Origin of the sequence: Brucella pseudogrignonensis (genome assembly GCF_031454375.1) — a bacterium.
Taxonomy (GTDB): domain Bacteria; phylum Pseudomonadota; class Alphaproteobacteria; order Rhizobiales; family Rhizobiaceae; genus Brucella; species Brucella pseudogrignonensis_A.
In genome coordinates this window covers 375,721-393,661 of record NZ_JAVDQT010000002.1, presented here as the reverse complement: position 1 = coordinate 393,661, position 17,941 = coordinate 375,721, and the positions used below count along the sequence as shown (strand labels likewise).

Here is a 17,941-nt window from a genome sequence, read left to right as displayed (position 1 = left end):
AAGAAATTATTCTGCAGGCTGCAAAAAGCCTTCCTCAATCGGCTCTGGTTCAACTTCCATCGGCTGTCCATTCATCGCAGCATTGAGACGCTCGACATCCAGCTCGTTTTCCCAACGTGCAACCACGATTGTCGCAACCGCATTGCCAACAAGATTGGTCAAAGCACGACACTCAGACATGAAGCGATCAATACCAAGGATCAATGCCATACCAGCAACAGGCACTGCCGGAACAACGGAGAGCGTTGCTGCGAGTGTGATGAAGCCTGCGCCCGTAATGCCAGCGGCACCCTTGGAGCTAAGCATCGCAACCAGCAGAAGCAATATCTGATCTGTCAATGACAGCGGAATATCCGTCGCTTGTGCGATGAAAAGTGCTGCAAGCGTCATATAGATATTCGTGCCATCAAGATTGAACGAATAACCGGTAGGGATGACGAGGCCAACAACAGAGCGTTTGCAACCGGCCTTTTCCATCTTGTCCATCAGGCTTGGCAATGCAGCTTCTGAAGACGACGTGCCAAGAACAAGCAACAGCTCTTCCTTGATGTAACGGACAAGCGCGAAGATCGAGAAACCATTATAACGAGCGACAGCACCGAGAACGAAAACTACAAACAGAAGAGCTGTAATGTAGAACGTCGCAATCAGCATGGCCAGATTGGCAATCGAGCCGATACCGTATTTTCCAATCGTAAACGCCATAGCGCCAAAGGCACCGATTGGCGCTGCCTTCATCAGGATCGAAACCAGTTTGAAAACGGGCGTCGTCAGCATCTGAAGAAAATCTGTGACCGGTTTGCCTTTGTCGCCGACCATAGCGAGCGAAATACCAAACAGCACCGAGAAGAATAGAACCTGAAGAATATCGCCAGATGCAAATGCGCCAACAATCGTTGTCGGAATGATGCCAGACAAAAAGCCCGTGATGGTCTGCTCGTGCGCCTTTTCAGTGTAGTTAGCGACAGCTTGTGGATCGAGTGACGCCGGATCGATGTGCATGCCTGCACCCGGCTGCACAAGATTGGCAACAATCAGGCCAATGATCAGCGCAAGGGTAGAAAATGTAAGAAAGTAGATCATGGCTTTGCCAGCCACACGTCCGACTTTCTTCATATCGGTCATACCAGCAATGCCAGTCGCAACGGTTAGGAAAATAACCGGCGCAATGATCATCTTAACAAGCTTGATGAACGCATCGCCTAACGGCTTAAGCTGAGTGCCAAATTCCGGGTAAAAATGCCCGAGCAGAATGCCCGCTGCAATTGCAACCAGAACCTGGACATAGAGCTGCTTGTAAAGTGGGATTGGGCGACGTGGTTCGTCCACAGCGCCATTTGGTACAGAAATCATGACTTCCTCCATTTGGCTCTATCCGGATCACGTCCAGCCTCCCGAGCCATTCGTTCTTTCAGTCGACAGCAGCGCTGCCGGTCGCGTCATGATTTGCAAGGTCCGTGCCAGTTGGAGTTGAGTATTCTATCCATTTGAAAAATATCAATTTTTTATAAATCGCAAATAATAGACGATCATATTTGTGCGGCATGTCGCACATTACTCTTTTCTATTTGTGCTGTTTGATGCACAGTGTAGCGATGAGAAACCAGTCAAACACAGGCAGCAAAACGCAATCGGCATTAAATTCCAACCGCCTTACCTGGTGGGTGTTTGGCACGGTTTGTATTGCTGTGTTTGCATTGGCGTTCTGGTTTGTCGGTAATAATGCCCGTGAGCGCGCATTACAGAGCCTGCGCGAGCAAACGCGTATCGACTCCAACCTCAATGCGGCGTTTCTTCGAGCAGTGCTGGAAAAACAACGCGCTCTGCCGCTCGTTTTATCAAAGGACAAAGAGCTTACAGACGCGCTAGAAACAAACAATTCTGCAACGATTGATCTTTTGAACCGGAAATTTGAGGCGCTTGCGGAAGGTACACAAGCTGCCGTTATTTATCTTATCGGTCTAGACGGTGCAGCGATTTCAGCCAGTAACTGGCGCGAATCGGATAGCTTTGTCGGCAATGATTATCAATTCAGACCGTATTTCAAAGGCTCACTGAAAGACGGCAGCACAGAATATTTTGCATTGGGCAATGTGAGCCACCTGCCGGGGCTTTACATCGCACGACGTATTGACGGCAAGAATGGTCCGCTTGGTGTTGTGGTCGTGAAGCTTTCATTCGATCAACTTGAAAAAGACTGGCACGAAACCGGCCGTCCGACTTTTGTGACTGATGATCGTGGTATCGTGCTGATCACTAGCCTTCCTTCTTGGCGCTTTATGACGATTGGCGAATTTCCACCAAAACGGGTTGAAGCTATTCGCCAGAGTCTTCAGTTTGGTGATGCTCCACTCAAGCCGCTACCGCTTTCAATGAGGCCAATTGACGGTGATAATGATACAGTTCTGGTTGAAGCGCTTCTTCCGGGCACGGCTAAGAATACCGATTATTTGGCGATCACTTCGCCTGTCGAAACAACGCCGTGGCAAATATACAGTCTTGCGCTCATGCGAGCACCTGTTGAGGCTGCGGTCCGCGAGGCACGCCTTGTCGCATTCATTATCATCGCCGCTTTCGCAACGCTTATTGGTATCATGTTACGTCGCAGGCAACGGATTATCGCACGAATTGCGGATGCACAACGCCGACAATCTGATCTTGAAGACCGCGTTATCGAGCGAACGAAAGATCTGGTTAAAGCACGTGACCAGTTGCAGTCAGAGATCAGTGATCACCATAAAACGGAGACGATGCTGCAAGGCGTACAACAAGACCTTGTTCACGCCAACCGCCTGGCAATCATGGGGCAAGTTGCAGCGGGTGTTGCGCATGAAATAAACCAGCCGGTCGCAACCATTCGTGCTTATGCGGATAATGCGCGTATTTTTCTTGAGCGAAAACAACTGGATGCTGCAACCGAAAATCTTGCTGAAATTGCGACACTGACAGAACGCATCGGGGCGATCACCGGTGATTTGCGCACTTTTGCACGCAAAGGCCATCGGCCGTCAGAAGCCGTGTCACTCGCAGAGATTATATCGGGTGCGCTGGTTCTGCTACGCAGCCGCTTTTCAGGCAGCATGGATCAGTTTGACATTGAATTGCCTTCCAGCGACGTGAAAGTTACGGGCCATTCATTGAGACTGGAACAAGTGCTAATAAACCTATTTCAAAATGCTCTGGAAGCTGTTGAAATCAAAGGAAATAGTGGCAAGATAAAAGTCAGAGCAAAGTCGCTTTCTAAAAGCATTGTGCTGATAATTTCTGACAATGGTCCCGGCATCCCGCAAAATATCCAGGAAAATCTCTTTACGCCGTTTAATACGTCGAAAGACCACGGCCTTGGTCTTGGTCTGGTAATCGTGAAGGAAATCCTCACTGATTATGGCGGAAAAATATCGGCAAAAAGCAGCCTTAACGGCACGACCTTCCGCGTAGAGTTTAAGAAAGCATGATGAACATTCCCGTTATATTGGTCGACGACGACAAAGCATTGCGTCGAGCTACGCGACAGACTTTGGAGCTTGCCGGCTATGACGTGCAGGACTTTGGGAGTGCGACTGAGGCGTTATTGGCAATTACAGCCGCATTCGAAGGCGTCATTGTAACAGATGTGCGTATGCCCCAGATCGACGGATTAGAGCTTTTTGCGCGTATTCAAGCGATAGATATCGACCTGCCGGTTATCCTGATCACCGGCCATGGTGATATACCCATGGCAGTGCAGGCTATTCAGAATGGCGCTTATGATTTCATCGCTAAACCCTTTGCCGCTGACCGGTTGGTTCACAGCGTTTTAAGGGCAGCAGAACGCCGGAAACTGGTTCTGGAAAATCGTAAACTGCGTGAATTAGCGTACGATGCACAAAACGATATGCCGCTCATCGGCCAAACGCCTGCAATCGAAAACCTCCGCCGTACCATCCTTGATATCGCCGATACCAATGTTGATGTTTTGATTGCGGGCGAAACCGGAACCGGCAAAGAAGTCGTTGCTCAATTGCTGCATGACTGGGGTGGTCGGCGTAAAGGCAATTTCGTCGCCCTTAATTGTGGTGCATTGCCCGAAACAGTGATCGAAAGCGAACTCTTCGGCCACGAAGCTGGTGCGTTCACCGGCGCTCAAAAGAAACGCGTCGGACGTATTGAACATGCAAGCGGCGGCACGCTTTTTTTAGATGAAATAGAAAGCATGCCCCCTGCTACTCAGGTGAAGCTTCTTCGCGTTCTCGAAATGCGCGAGATCACGCCCCTTGGAACTAACGAAGTTCGTCCCATTGATCTTCGTGTTGTCGCCGCTGCAAAGATCGATCTGGGAGACCCGCTGCAACGCGGCGATTTTCGTGAAGACCTTTATTATCGGTTGAATGTTGTGACGTTGACGATCCCACCATTGCGTGAACGTCGTGACGACATTCCGCTGCTTTTTTCTCATTTTCTTGCACGCGCTGCACGACGCTTTAATCGCGACATACCCGCACTGGATAACGCAACACACCGCCACCTGATGGAACATAACTGGCCGGGAAATGTGCGCGAACTGGTTCATTTCGCTGAACGTTTTGCATTGGGCGTTAAACTTCCCACTCAACAATCAGTTAGTCTGCAAGAGGAACAAGAAACGCTGCCAAAACGCTTGGAACGTTTTGAAGCCGATCTTATTCGCGAAACACTCGCAGCACATAGCGGAAATATTCAGGAAACACTCGAAACACTAGGCATTCCGCGCAAGACATTTTACGACAAAATGCAGAGGCATGGGATCAATCGGGCAGATTATAAAAAGGATAATTGATCTGAATATTATGGATTTTCTTTCAAAAATTCCCAATGAGAGGTAATAAAATCCTTGAGGACAATTGCCTGATTGTGCTGCTCGTCTTTTGCACCATAAAGTAAGATTATCTCTCTCCCTCTTGCATCCTGTAGAAGAGCCTTAACTGCATTTAAATTGCCCATCAATTCTTCACAATATTTGGTTTGAAATATCGGCCACTTAGCAGCTTCATGACCAAACCATTTGCGCAACTGAGACGTAGGCGCGATGTCTTTTGCCCATAAATCAATATGTGCTTTTTCTTTTGACATACCCCGGGGCCAGATACGATCAACAAGCACCCGAAAGCCATTATCGGCTTCGGGAGCTTCGTATATACGCTTAATAATAATTTTATTCACAACATCCCTCCCGCCATATTAGAAAAAATAATAGGGGCGGAAGAGATTGAGACAAGATCAAGCAGACAAAAGGCCGTCGATAGATGCTGATTGAACTGTGTGCAGGCGATTATAGCGGCCATTCTTCAATGAAAGTAATTCACTGTGGTTGCCCTGTTCTACGATTTCTCCGCCTTCAACAACCAAAATCCGGTCTGAATTCACAATGGTTGCGAGACGATGCGCGATGACCAGTGTTGTACGCCCGACAGAAAGGTCAGCAAGGGATTGCTGAATGGCACGCTCTGTCTCGGTATCCAATGCTGAAGTGGCTTCATCAAGGATCAGAATCGGCGGGTTTTTAAGAAAGATGCGTGCTATGGCCAGGCGCTGCTTCTGACCTCCAGAAAGCTTCACGCCACGCTCACCAATCACCGTATCATATCCGTCTGGAAGATCAGCAATCACACCATCTAGTCGTGCTCGCTGTGCAGCTTCAATGATCTCTTCGTCTGTTGCTTCAAGACGCCCATAGGCAATGTTTTCACGAATAGTTCCTGCAAACAGGAACACATCCTGACTGACAATACCAATATTCGACCGCAGTGATTTGAGTGTCATGTCGCGAATATCAATACCGTCAACAAATATTCCACCCTCGGTTACATCGTAAAAGCGTGGCAACATTGAACAGATTGTTGTTTTACCTGCACCAGAAGATCCAACAAAAGCGATGGTTTCACCAGACTTGATAGAAAGATTAAGATTACTGAGAATAGGACGCTTATCGCTATAACCGAAGTTGACATGGCGATACTCAATATCACCGTTAAGACGCTCGACAGACTGTGCGTTGGGGCGATCTGCAATATCAGGTCGCGTGTCCAGAAACTCAACATAACGTTGAAAGCCTGCAATGCCTTTTGGATAGCTTTCAATTACGGAATTAATCTTGTCGATCGGACGGAAGAAAACATTAACAAGCAGCAAGAAGCCCACAAAACCGCCAGCTGTTAGTTCGCCACGCACAACAAACCAAGCGCCGGCGAGCATAACAACTACCTGCACGAAGCGCATCGATAAATAAGATAGCGACATTGAAGCAGCCATGATCTTGTAGGCAGCCAACTTTGTTCGCTGGTAGTTTTCGTTGTTTTCCGCAAAAAGTTTACGTTCATGATCCTCGTTGGTGAAGGCCTGAACAACCCGAATACCACCAACATTTTCTTCAATACGCGCATTAAAGTCACCGACGCGCCGATAAAGAGCATGCCAGTTAGAGGTCATGCGTCTACCGTAACGCATGGTCACATAAGCCGAGAGCGGTATGATCGTAGCTGTGATAAGCGCGAGCGGAACATGTACCCACATCATTAGCGCAAAAGCACCAATCAGCGTCATAATAGCTATGAATACATCTTCGGGACCATGATGAGCGACCTCTCCAATCTCTTCAAGATCTTTGGTCAGTCGCGCCACCAGATGTCCAGTTTTCTGATTATCAAAAAAACCAAAGGACAGTTTTTGCAAATGATCGAATGCCTTACGGCGCATCTCGGTTTCAATTTTGATACCGAGCATATGCCCCCAATACGTAACAATGACTTGCAGAACCGCATTGAGGACATAAATCGCCAGAAGGCCGATAGCAGCCAGACCGATAATTCCAAGCTGCCCTGTAGGCAACAAACGATCAATAAACACGGTCACGGCTATAGGAAACGCTAACTCAAGGAGACCCGCTGCCACAGCACTTGAGAAATCCAGCATAAACAAACCGCGATGTGGCTTGTAATATTCTGCAAAGCGTTTCAACAGTTCAGCCATGGCCAGGCTCCTTCACTCATAATTTGTAGGGTGCCTAGCGCATTATGTTTGCGAGCGAAAGGTTATTATGACTTACAAGCTCAGCATTTTTATCAACCAGCCATAAATCCGACAGCATCTTTATGCCAATAACCTGCAACGAGCGTTTCTTCACGGCTTTTACCAAGTTTTTGACGCCAATGCTGGCGAATAACTTTTGCTTGATCTGCCTCACCTGCAAACCATCCAAAGCTATCAGGACCTTCCGGCCATTCTGCTTCACATAACACTTGTGTGAGTGTTTCAGCAGCGCGTTTCTGATCTGGATCAATGATCCAATCGATGGAAACACCTTGCGGATGCGCGAGATTCTGCACGTCTTTTTCGCTATCGACAGCGATTACAACACGCCCGGTCACTTCTTCCGAAAACTCTTCAAGCATACGACCGATTGCAGGAAGGCCGGTGGCATCAGCGCCCATCAGATAGCGACTTGCACGACGTAAAGGTCGACCAACCGGCCCCATTAGCCCAACTTCATCGCCAGCCTTGGCATTTTTAGCCCATGTGCAAGCCAGTCCTTCAACTTCATGAAGGTAAAAATCGATCTCAAGCCAGCCCGCATCAATATTAAGGCTACGGATCGTATAAGCGCGGGACGCAGGTTTGCGAAAGTCGTCTGGCCAGAAAGGCAATCCATTTGGACCCATAATTGGCCAAACAGGCTTCGGAACCTCGGCTGTTGGCAATAGCAAACGGATATGCATGGCACCAAACAACGAAAACCGCTTCAAGTCGTCCCCTGCGAGACGTAAGCGCAGCATATGAGGCGTGATCTGTTCTGACGAAATTACCCGCATCAGACGAAATTGAGGAAGAACTTGTTCTCCAGCTCTGTCTCCTTGCCAGATGATCTCCGGAGCTTCTTCCTTGGTGTAAAGTTTAATGGCAACCGCTGCCAGATCTTTCAAACGATGCAAGCCTGTATCATCATCAGCATGCAGAGCTACACGGTAGCCATGTTCTTTGTTATCGATCTCAATACGACCAAATGAAAAATCAAATACGTTGACTTCATCAAGCAAGAGATATTCTGCATGATAGGAGTTTAGACGATCGATAATGTTAGGCAGATATGTATTGCCATTTTGTAGCGGAATATTTGCATAGCTTAGTAATGCGCGGGTAGCTTCAGAGGATGACTTGGACACAGGCTTTCTCAATCCGTTGATGCAAAAAAGAATGAAGGCATTTCTGCCTTCATTTCGATATTTTAGCCGCCGATGCGACCCGTGATGGCGATCTTAAAGGTTCTTCCCTTGGCCTGATCAATGTCTGTGCTTGTTGCCCAACCAGTCTGCGCGTCTGTATACGCTTTATCAAAGACGTTATCGACACCGAAATCTAGCTTAAGATTATCATTTACCTGCCAATTCGCGAACACGTTCACGAGATCTACACGCGGATATACTTTAACTGCGCCTGTTGTAAGTGCACGATTAACCCTGCCAATACTTTCGTACTCAACGCCATAGATTAGCTTTTCGTCAAAAGCCTTCAGCCCCAGTGTCGTACTGAAATTGTTCAGCGGTGTATTGCTCAGACTATCACCCTTATAAATACCATCTTTCATCTCAGCATCTGTGTAAGAAGCGGCAAGATTGATATAGCCCCACCAGTTATCGTAAGTGCCCTCGAACTCCACGCCCTGCAGTCGGGCAGTGCCTACGTTTTGAGAGGTGGTAACAGCGCCGTTCTTGACTGTGTTGATGTAATCTTTCACATCCGTATGGAAGAAATTGATCTTAGCTCTGACCTGATCACCTGCATCGAGGATCCCATCCTGCCTGAGATTCACACCAGCCTCAAACGAGGTCGCAACTTCCGGCTTTAGCAGAAGATTTGGTTCATAGCCTGAACCATGCGCACCATTTTGGCGGAACATATCCTGCATATGCGGAACACGATAGCCCTGCGAATAAAGACCATAGAACTGGACGCCGTCCCATGGTGTTACACCTACGCTTAAACGCGGAGAAACACGATGGCCATCAACATTAACATCTTGAGATGCTAAAACGTCAGTAGCCTTCGTCGTCCCATCAAGCCGGTAACCGTCGTATCGCAGTGCACCGATAATCTCCAGCCACTTCTGGTATTCCCCTTGCCATTGCAGAACACCACCATAGGCCTGTTGGTCACCATTGCCAAAATTATCGGTGTCAGATTCACCGCGCATTTTATAATAATCAACACCATAAGTAATGGTGTGGACCATGGCATCGGTCTCAATACGCGAGCTGTTGTATGCACGGAACCCTGCCGTTGACACGTCATAATATCGCGTCTTACCGATATTGGCTTTTGGCCAGACCTGGTATTGGTCATTGTCTGTATCGGTGTAATAAGCGTTTACAGATAAATTCCAGAGTGGATTATCTTCAGGCTTGTATGTATAGTTGCCCGTATATGTACTAACGATTGTATCAGCATCAAACCTCGACAAATTACTGGAGGTTGAACCGCTGCTTGCAGTCATGATGTCATTGTATTTTTGGCGCGAGTAGCCCAGCTTTAGTTCGTGTCCTTCAGCCGGACGAATTGTAACCTTACCTAAACCACTGACAACACGCTCACCAGTCCAGCGAACAACATCGCCGTCGCCGTTTTTATAAGCGTCGCTATCGCGATAGTTCAGATTGCCGATAACATCAAAATTCTCGTTGAAGCGATAAGCTCCAACCGTGCTGGTCATCCAGCCTTTGCCGTTGCTTTCATACCGTAGCTTTTCGCTTAATGCCCAGGTTTCGCTATCGCGAAGGAAATCGCCAGCATCCTTGGTTTCAAAAGCAACGAGACCGCCAATGCCGCCTGAACCGTAAGCGTTGGAAACAGGACCACGAATTACAGTTACCTGTTTGAGCATTTCTGGTTCAATGTAGAATGAACCAGAGCCGTGGCCAACGCGCCAGTAATCCTGACGTGCGCCGTCCAGCGTTACCGCGACACGGCCATACTCCTGAAGACCGCGAATGTTAATTGAAGTAGCCGGATCATCGCCATTCAGCGATGCATGAACGCCGGGAGTTGCTCTGAACAGATCCGCAGCAGTCGTTGCCTGAATCCGATCAATATCACGCTGTGTGATAACACTGGTTGATGCCATGGCATCAATAGCAGCAGCATTCTGAATCGTAGGTGAAATGGTGATAGTGTCGAGCTGGAGCGCTTGATCTTTGCGCTTCTTATCAATCTGCCCCTGATCCGCAGTTTGATTCTTCGAATCGCTACCCTGCGCTGCATTTTGTGCAAATGCAGGCGCAGCCAATAGCACCACAGCACCAAAAGTGCCGCATAACACCGTAGTATTCCAAAAATAGCGGATACGTCCAGAATTCGATTTCACTACAACCCCCAAGCTGACTATCGCCATAATCCGTTAAGATGATAAATTAACTCATGTTAACGGCAGGCTATATTAATCTTGATATTACGAGTCAACTTTAATTATCGCTCGTTGATGAGGTTTGTGTGTGGAAATCGAATGATGAAGATACTCACCGATCTAATCGATTTATTCCAAAGTATGAAATTGTATAATCAAGTTTTAATGGGGGGCCATCATCTGATTATTTTTACACGATCGGAAATAAATTTCTGAATACACCTTTGACCATGTTAAAATGCAAACGATGAGACGCAGCTTATTAAGCATACCCTCGTAACGTTATGATGATTTCAGTAATTACTGAAATTTGCATGTAAGTTATAAGGGGTTGCTTTTTAAATGCATGCCGTTATTGTCTGCGCCACTTGGAGGAGTTGAGAGCCGCCCCAGCGCGTTAACCGCAGCGGGGCGGTTTCTTATTTCAAGCTATTCCAAAATGCATATCTGCCTTGCAGTATCGCTGCTTGTAACCGAGCCCCACTAAACCTATTTTGAGATTGTTCAGTCTCACTCCTCCTCCCAGAGGCTGAACTCGGAGCGCGACACTCCTCCTCCCAGTCGCGCTTTTCAGATCAGCCCGCTGCACACTCCTCCTCCCAGTGCAGTGGGCGTTCTTGTTTTTAGCCTATATTTAGTTATTTTAATTTTAGTCTACGTGGACTTTTGGGAGCTCTGCTCCTGCGCCAGAAGCGACCATGCCGCAATAAACATTGCCGCAATCATTGGACCGACGACAAACCCATTAATCCCAACAAGTGAAATTCCGCCAATTGTGGAGATGAGAACCACAAAATCCGGCATACGCGTGCCCTTACCCACCAAAGGGGGACGTAGAAGATTATCAATGAGCCCAATCACTAAAACACCGACGAATATCAGTGTAAATGCCTGAAGCCACATGCCGTTTACGATAAACCATACGGCAACAGGTGCCCATATAAGTGAAGCACCAACCACGGGCAGCAATGAGAAGATAGTCATCATCACACCCCACAATAATGCAGCTTCAATACCAAGCAGCCAGAATGTGATCCCACCAATTGCGCCCTGAATAAGCGCGATAATGATGTTTCCCTTCACAGTCGCACGGATGACGGCAGCAAACTTCTCGACGAACTGGTTTTTATAATCTTCGCTAAGCGGAATCGCTTGCCTAATTTTTTCTCCCAGCTCATCTCCATCACGGAACAGAAAGAACAGCAGATAAATCATAATGCCGAAGCTTATAATGAACTGAAGTGTATTCTGTCCGAGGCTAACGAGACGGCTTGCAAAAATCTGGCTACCTTGCAGAATTCCACCGGTTATACGTGTGCGCCACTCAGCAAAAGTACCAAGTTCAAAACGCACCATCCACTCTTCTAGACTGTCCGGTAACGCTGCAAGAATTCGTGTTATGTAAGTATTGAGGTCAAATTCGCGCGTGCTCAATCGTTGATAGACAGAATTCCCCTCCTGAGCCAGCAAACCGAATATCAGTAATGTTGGAAGGATGACGAGGCATATGCACATCAGCACCGAGAGAAACGCTGCAATATTTCTGCGGCCTCGCAAAACCCGCAAAAGCCATTGCTGCACGGGATAAAAAATGAGCGCCAGAATGACGCCCCATAGCACAGCGGAATAATAGGGGATCAACAACCAGGCAAACGCAACGGTCACCAGTGCCAGAAGGATATAAAAACTTGCGCGCTGGACTGACATAATAGCTCATGGGTTATTGCAACAACCGAAAATGCCCGGCTTTCCTTTCAAATTCAATAGCTAATAGCAATTTACTCATAATCGTCATCACAACTTTTTGGCGCGATCTTATTGGGAGAATATAAATCCGCAATACCGCCAAATTCACATTGTTTACCAAAAAATAAATATTGTTGACAATCTGGCGTGTGTATCGTTCAATCCTTACATGCTTCTCCCCACAAAACGAGGGAGTGGTAAAGTAACAAGGGGAATACAAATGTTTAACAGACGCGCAGTCATCAAGACTGCGGCGCTTAGCGCCGTTTCGCTTTTCGCAATCATATCCGCTAATATTTCTCAGGCTGCTGACAAAGAACTCAAGATTGGCTTTGTTGGCGTCACAAGTGGCCCAGCAGCCGCATGGGGCACATCGAATGTTAGATCGATGCAGGTGCGCGCAGACTGGCTAAATGAGCTGGGCGGGGTAAAGATTGGGGATGATAATTACAAAATCAAGATCGTTACTTTCGACGACCAGAAAGACCCAAAGCGTGCAATCGCGGGCATGGAAAAAATGGCGCAGGAAGGCGTTCATTACGTTGTTGGGCCAAATGTTGATGACGGCGCTGCGGCAGTTCGCCCGGTCGCTGAATCCAAAGGGATTATCTACTTCCCTTACTCCTTCCCCAAAGAACTTTATACACCGCCAGCATCCAACGCTATTTTGGGTATGATTGCCAATTATCAGTCTGGCCCAGCTATTTACAAATATTTGAAAGAAAACAAAGGCGTAAAAAGCGTTGCTTTTGTTGCTGCCAATGAATCTGATCCACTAAGCCAACGTGACAGCGGTATTGAAGCTGCAAAAGCCCTTGGTCTCGAAGTCGTATCAACCAGCGATGCCTATCAGAATGACACGCGTGACTTCACGCCAGTTTTAACCCCAATCATCATGCAGAAGCCGGACCTTTTGGTTCTTTCCGGCGTTGCACCCGGGAACGCGCCACTTCTGATCCGCGCAGCACGCGAATTGGGCTACGAGGGTTTCATCTCCACTGAAACTGCGCAGGACGCGAAGGTGCTGGAAGAAGGCGCGGGTGAACTGGCCAATGGATTTATTTCGGTCGGTGGTGCATCCACCCCTGAAATCGCATCCGATACGATGAAAGAGTTCGTTGACCGTTATACCAAGGCTTATGGCGAGTATAACGATGAATCCAACACAAAAGTCTATGCGCTTGAATATATAATCGAAACGATGAAGGCTAACCCTGCTGCGATCGACAACGTCGAAGAGTTCAAAAAGACAGTCGATACTTTCTCTGCACCAAATCCCTATGTGAAGGGGGATGGTTCCAAGCTCACCTATGTAGGCGATACATCTTTCACGCAGAAGCGTCAGTTGGGTATTCCTATGGTCGTCACCGAGTACAAGGACGGAAAGTTCGAAACGCTGTTCGTCGGTCAGGTCGACTAAACACAAATATTTTTGGAAGCGGATGATCATAACATCCGCTTCTGCCTCCCAATCGTAATGAACAGCCACGGAGAACTAGGCAAGGCCACTCTCCGCAGGAGGGAGTTTGCCTTCATGGAACAAGTCATAGTCAACGGACTATATCTAGGATCACAATATGCGCTGATTGCGCTCGGACTGACGCTTATTTTCGCTTTGATGAATGTTTTGAACTTCGCTCATGGGCAGATGTATGTGCTCGGCGGATTTGTTACTTATACGATCTATGGCCAACTCGGCCTGCCCTTTGTTGCGGCGTTGTTTGCTTCTGCAGTCACACTAATGATTGTGGGCGCGCTGATTGAAAAGTTTCTGTTCAGACCTGTCATAAAGCGAAGTGTTCGCGACGAAAGTACGATGCTGCTTGCAGCAGCAATTGCATTTTTTCTGGATGCTGTGATTTTGCTGCTATTTGGGGAAAAGCAGCGCGGTGTTCCTAAAATCATCAATGGCGTATTTGTGTCGGATTGGTTGATAATACCGTATGATCGCATCCTGATCGGTGTGCTGGCAGTTGTATTCATCGCAGCATTTGTTCTTTTCATGCAGTTTACGAAACCTGGTCGCGCGATGCGCGCGCTCGCTCAAGATCGCGTTGCAGCGCAGTTAATGGGCGTGAATGTAAACCGTTATTCCATGATCGGCTTCGCATTAGGGGCCATGCTTGCGGGTCTTGTCGGCGGCTTGCTGGTTGCTATTACTGGTGTCAATTCCGGTATTGGGGGGGCTATTTCTATCAAGGCCTTCATGATGGTGATGATTGGCGGTGCAGGTGTCGTAAGCGGTGCAATTGCAGGCGGTTTCATTCTCGGAATGCTGGAATCTGTCGGCCTTACGGTGCTGCGTCCTTACGGCGACATTACCTACCTCGTGATCTTCGCTGGATTGATGGTTTTCCTCAGTCTTCGTCCAAATGGGCTTATGGGTAAACCTTGGGGCTGATGGAGGCAAACATGACAAAGACAGTAAAACTTATTGGCGTCGTTGCTTTCCTCGCTCTGGTCTTCATCGGCATACCGTTGCTGATCACCATAACAGGACGTAACGATCTTTATTACACGCTAACCTCAGTCGCCCTGCTTTCCATTGTCAGTGCTGGTGTATGGCTCACCTTTTATATTGGACGCATCAATATCGGTCAGGGTGCATATGCTCTCATGGGCGGCTATGTCTCTGCCATTCTGATGGTCAAATATGGCGTGTCTTTCTGGCTGACATTGCCGCTGGCAGGTCTCTTTTGCGCTTTTACCAGTATTTTGATCGGGTTGCCGATTTTGCGCCTTCGTGGTGTTTATTTTGCGATGGTTACACTGGTACTTACCGAAGTAGCGCGCCTGCTCGCCATGGCTCTTCCGATTACCAATGGCGCAAAAGGAATGGTCAACATCCCTCCACCGGGAGGAATATCGATTTTCGGTCTAACCATCCTGCCCGACTTCGCAACGCTACAAAATCCGCGAGCAGCTTTCTACTTCGTATCAGTATTCCTAATGGTGGTATGTTTTGCAGCCCTTTACAGGCTTATTCATTCACGCATCGGAGGCCTTTGCCAGTCACTGCAACAGAATGAAGAACTTGCCTCCTCTATAGGTGTCAATATTACCAATCTGCGCGTGCTTGCTTATGCGATTTCGTCCTTCCTTGGAGGATTGGGCGGCGCAATGTTTGTGGCGATATCGCAGTCGATCTACCCATCAAGTTTCACGGTCACCGACTCCGTCAACTTCATGCTTAACTGCTTTCTTGGCGGTCTTGGCTACGTATTCGGCCCAATCATCGGTACGTTTGTTCTCTATTTCGGATGGGATTTCCTTTTTCAGACCGGAAAATTCCAGCTTCTCATTTTCTCGAGCCTGCTGATCATTCTGATGCTGTTCCTGCCAAATGGCCTTCTCAGCTTGCGATTGACTGGTAAGAAAGGATCGGGATCATGAACGCACTTTTGGAAGTCAAAGGCGTAACCAAACGTTTCGGCGGACTGGTAGCGGTAAATGATGTTTCGTTTTCAGTCAAAGCGCAGGAAATCCTATCGGTTATCGGCCCTAATGGCGCTGGAAAATCTACGCTTTTCAAACTGATAGCGTCTTTCCTCAGTCCGACAACAGGCGAAGTCCTGTTTAATGGTGCGCGCATATCCGGTCTCGCACCGCACATCGTGGCGCGAAAGGGAGTAGTTCGAACTTTTCAGGAAACAACTATCTTCAAAGGCATGACAGTGCGCGAAAACGTCATTGTCGCACATCACTTGCGTGCCAAAGCAAGTTTTCTTGGCTGCTATATTGGAACAACTCTCGCCCGACAGGATAGACTAGAGTTTGAGCGCTCAGCCGATGAAATTATTGATTTTCTTGGCCTCGGATCACAACGTAACGAAGTTGCGCAAAACCTGCCGCATGGCCACTTACGAGCGCTGGGAATAGCAATTGGCCTTGCGACTGAACCCAAAGTTCTTCTGCTGGACGAACCTTTTGCAGGCATGAATCATGACGAAACCGTAAAAGCGGTAGAGATGGTGCGTGCAGTGCGTGATCGCGGCATCACTGTCCTGCTTGTCGAGCATGACATGCCTGCGGTGATGAATATTTCCGACAGGATCGTCGTCATCAACTTCGGCCAGAAAATTGCCGAAGGCACGCCAAAGGAAATTCAGGAGAACGAAAAAGTTATCGAAGCCTATCTCGGCGCAGAAGATGAAACGATTGGATACTGATCATGACAGAGCTTCTGAAAGTCCAAGATGCCGAACTCTATTATGACCATGTCTATGCATTGAAAGGCGTATCGCTCACCGTCAATCAGGGTGAAACAGTAGCACTAATCGGTGCTAATGGCGCTGGAAAGTCTTCAATCCTGCGTGCAATTACCGGACTTAATAAATTGCGTAAAGGCGAAATTTATTATGAAGGCAATCGCCTTGATGGAACGCGCTCTGACAAGATTGTCGAAATGGGCATCGCCATGGTGCCGGAGGGGAGACGCGTCTTTCCTTACATGACGGTACGCGATAATCTGCTGATGGGCGCATTTACGCGATCAGCCAAAGCAGAGATCGCCCATACGCTTGAAATGGTTCTGGGCCGTTTTCCACGTCTTAAGGAGCGCTATTCGCAGGCCGCAGGTACGATGAGTGGCGGCGAGCAACAGATGTTGGTTATCGGACGCGCCTTGATGGCCAAACCGAAGCTGCTACTGCTCGACGAGCCTTCCCTCGGTGTTGCCCCCAAACTCGTGCAGGATATTGCCCGTTCCATCGTTGCGATCAATCGCGACGAAAAGGTCAGCGTGCTTCTGGTTGAGCAGAACTCCCGCATGGCACTCCGCATTTCGCAACGCGCATATGCTTTAACCACAGGCAGGATTGCACTTTCCGGTAACTCCGACGAACTCGTGTCGGACGACCGCATCAAAAAGCTCTATCTCGGCGGCGAAATTTAAATTCAGGGCGCACAATGCGCCCTGAACCATCCACAACGATAAAAAACATACTAGGGTCCGAGGAAATGGACATACTTGTCATTAACCCCAATACAACCGCGTCCATGACGCGGAAAATCGGCGAGGCCGCACGCAGTGTTGCACTCTCCGACACCAATATCATTGCCGTCAATCCCATTGATGGCCCACCAAGCATTGAAGGCTATTTCGATGAGGTTTTTGCCATTCCCGGCATGATTGGCGAAATGCAAAAAAACTCACACGCAGATGCCTGCGTGATTGCCTGCTTTGATGATACGGGGCTGGATGCCGCACGCTGTGCAATTAACATGCCGGTGATTGGCATTGGTGAGGCAGCCTTTCATATGGCAAGCCTGATAGCCGGTAAATTCAGTGTCGTTACCACCCTCTCCCGCTCGGTTCCGGCAATTGAGCACAATCTCACACGTTATGGTCTTGCAACACGCTGCGCAAAAGTCAGAGCCAGCGATGTCGCTGTGCTTGATTTGGAAATCCCAGGTTCAGATGCGCGGCTTCGCATTTCGGAAGAAATAGTGCGTGCCAAGCGAGATGATCATGCCGAAGCAATAGTTCTTGGCTGTGCAGGTATGGCGGACCTTGCAGCATCATTGTCGGAAGAGCACGGGATTCCAGTCATTGATGGCGTTACAGCAGCGGTAAAACTCTGCGAGAGTTTAGTCACACTTGGGCTTAAAACGTCTAAACTCGGCGGCTATCAAGCACCCAGAGTAAAAGAATTCCAAGGCATCTTTGCACCATTTTCACCGGGGAAATTATGCTGACATCTAATAACTACACGTTGGATGCAGCGCCTTATAGTGTAAGCGGTGATCTTAATGCCGTTGACAGCAAGGATCACGGCTTCGATATGT

14 protein-coding genes are annotated in these 17,941 nt (G+C 48.2%); 8 read left to right on the top strand and 6 right to left on the bottom strand.

Features of this window, described 5'->3' with window-relative positions; translation table 11 throughout:
• Window positions 1-6: 6 nt before the first annotated feature.
• Window positions 7-1,353: a dicarboxylate/amino acid:cation symporter gene (locus tag J2782_RS09680; RefSeq protein ID WP_310011848.1), complete on the bottom strand. Its 1,347-nt coding sequence runs from the start codon at window positions 1,351-1,353 to the stop codon at window positions 7-9.
• Between the two features lie 242 nt (window positions 1,354-1,595).
• Here J2782_RS09680 and J2782_RS09675 point away from each other — a divergent pair, with 242 nt between their 5' ends.
• The gene (locus J2782_RS09675; RefSeq protein WP_310011846.1) at window positions 1,596-3,455 is read left to right on the top strand and encodes a sensor histidine kinase; all 1,860 of its coding nucleotides are present in this window, start codon (window positions 1,596-1,598) and stop codon (window positions 3,453-3,455) included.
• Entirely contained in the window at window positions 3,452-4,795 is a 1,344-nt protein-coding gene (locus tag J2782_RS09670; protein WP_404989618.1) for a sigma-54-dependent transcriptional regulator, read from the top strand. Before J2782_RS09675 ends, J2782_RS09670 begins: the two co-directional genes overlap by 4 nt.
• An 8-nt stretch (window positions 4,796-4,803) precedes the next feature.
• On the opposite strand, the gene J2782_RS09665 is transcribed toward J2782_RS09670, so the two are convergent.
• From J2782_RS09665 to J2782_RS09645, 5 genes are all read right to left on the bottom strand, one after another.
• Window positions 4,804-5,178 (bottom strand): DUF488 domain-containing protein, encoded by a 375-nt coding sequence (locus J2782_RS09665; protein WP_310011843.1) that lies wholly within the window; start codon window positions 5,176-5,178, stop codon window positions 4,804-4,806.
• Between the two features lie 57 nt (window positions 5,179-5,235).
• On the bottom strand, window positions 5,236-6,984 hold the full coding sequence (locus tag J2782_RS09660; protein WP_310011841.1) for an ABC transporter ATP-binding protein: 1,749 nt from the start codon (window positions 6,982-6,984) through the stop codon (window positions 5,236-5,238).
• A gap of 92 nt (window positions 6,985-7,076) precedes the next feature.
• Window positions 7,077-8,174: a siderophore-interacting protein gene (locus J2782_RS09655; protein WP_310011839.1), complete on the bottom strand. Its 1,098-nt coding sequence runs from the start codon at window positions 8,172-8,174 to the stop codon at window positions 7,077-7,079.
• 62 nt (window positions 8,175-8,236) lie between these two features.
• Window positions 8,237-10,369, bottom strand: a complete 2,133-nt coding sequence (locus tag J2782_RS09650; protein ID WP_310011837.1) for a TonB-dependent receptor domain-containing protein — start codon at window positions 10,367-10,369, stop codon at window positions 8,237-8,239.
• Window positions 10,370-11,062: 693 nt separating this feature from the next.
• Complete coding sequence (locus tag J2782_RS09645; RefSeq protein ID WP_310011835.1) at window positions 11,063-12,115, bottom strand: AI-2E family transporter; 1,053 nt, start codon at window positions 12,113-12,115, stop codon at window positions 11,063-11,065.
• 259 nt (window positions 12,116-12,374) lie between these two features.
• Between J2782_RS09645 and J2782_RS09640 the strand changes: the two genes are divergently transcribed.
• The 6 genes from J2782_RS09640 (at window position 12,375) to J2782_RS09615 (ending at window position 17,851) form a co-directional block, all read left to right on the top strand.
• Window positions 12,375-13,574, top strand: coding sequence for an ABC transporter substrate-binding protein (locus J2782_RS09640; protein WP_310011833.1), 1,200 nt, complete (start codon window positions 12,375-12,377; stop codon window positions 13,572-13,574).
• 114 nt (window positions 13,575-13,688) lie between these two features.
• A complete protein-coding gene (locus J2782_RS09635; RefSeq protein ID WP_310011831.1) occupies window positions 13,689-14,555 on the top strand; it encodes a branched-chain amino acid ABC transporter permease in 867 nt (288 codons plus the stop codon).
• A gap of 11 nt (window positions 14,556-14,566) precedes the next feature.
• Window positions 14,567-15,547: a branched-chain amino acid ABC transporter permease gene (locus J2782_RS09630; RefSeq protein ID WP_310011830.1), complete on the top strand. Its 981-nt coding sequence runs from the start codon at window positions 14,567-14,569 to the stop codon at window positions 15,545-15,547.
• A complete protein-coding gene (locus J2782_RS09625) occupies window positions 15,544-16,323 on the top strand; it encodes an ABC transporter ATP-binding protein (protein WP_310011828.1) in 780 nt (259 codons plus the stop codon). Before J2782_RS09630 ends, J2782_RS09625 begins: the two co-directional genes overlap by 4 nt.
• Before the next feature lie 2 nt (window positions 16,324-16,325).
• Window positions 16,326-17,048, top strand: a complete 723-nt coding sequence (locus J2782_RS09620) for an ABC transporter ATP-binding protein (RefSeq protein ID WP_310011826.1) — start codon at window positions 16,326-16,328, stop codon at window positions 17,046-17,048.
• Between the two features lie 65 nt (window positions 17,049-17,113).
• On the top strand, window positions 17,114-17,851 hold the full coding sequence (locus J2782_RS09615; RefSeq protein ID WP_310011824.1) for an aspartate/glutamate racemase family protein: 738 nt from the start codon (window positions 17,114-17,116) through the stop codon (window positions 17,849-17,851).
• Window positions 17,852-17,941 lie beyond the last annotated feature (90 nt).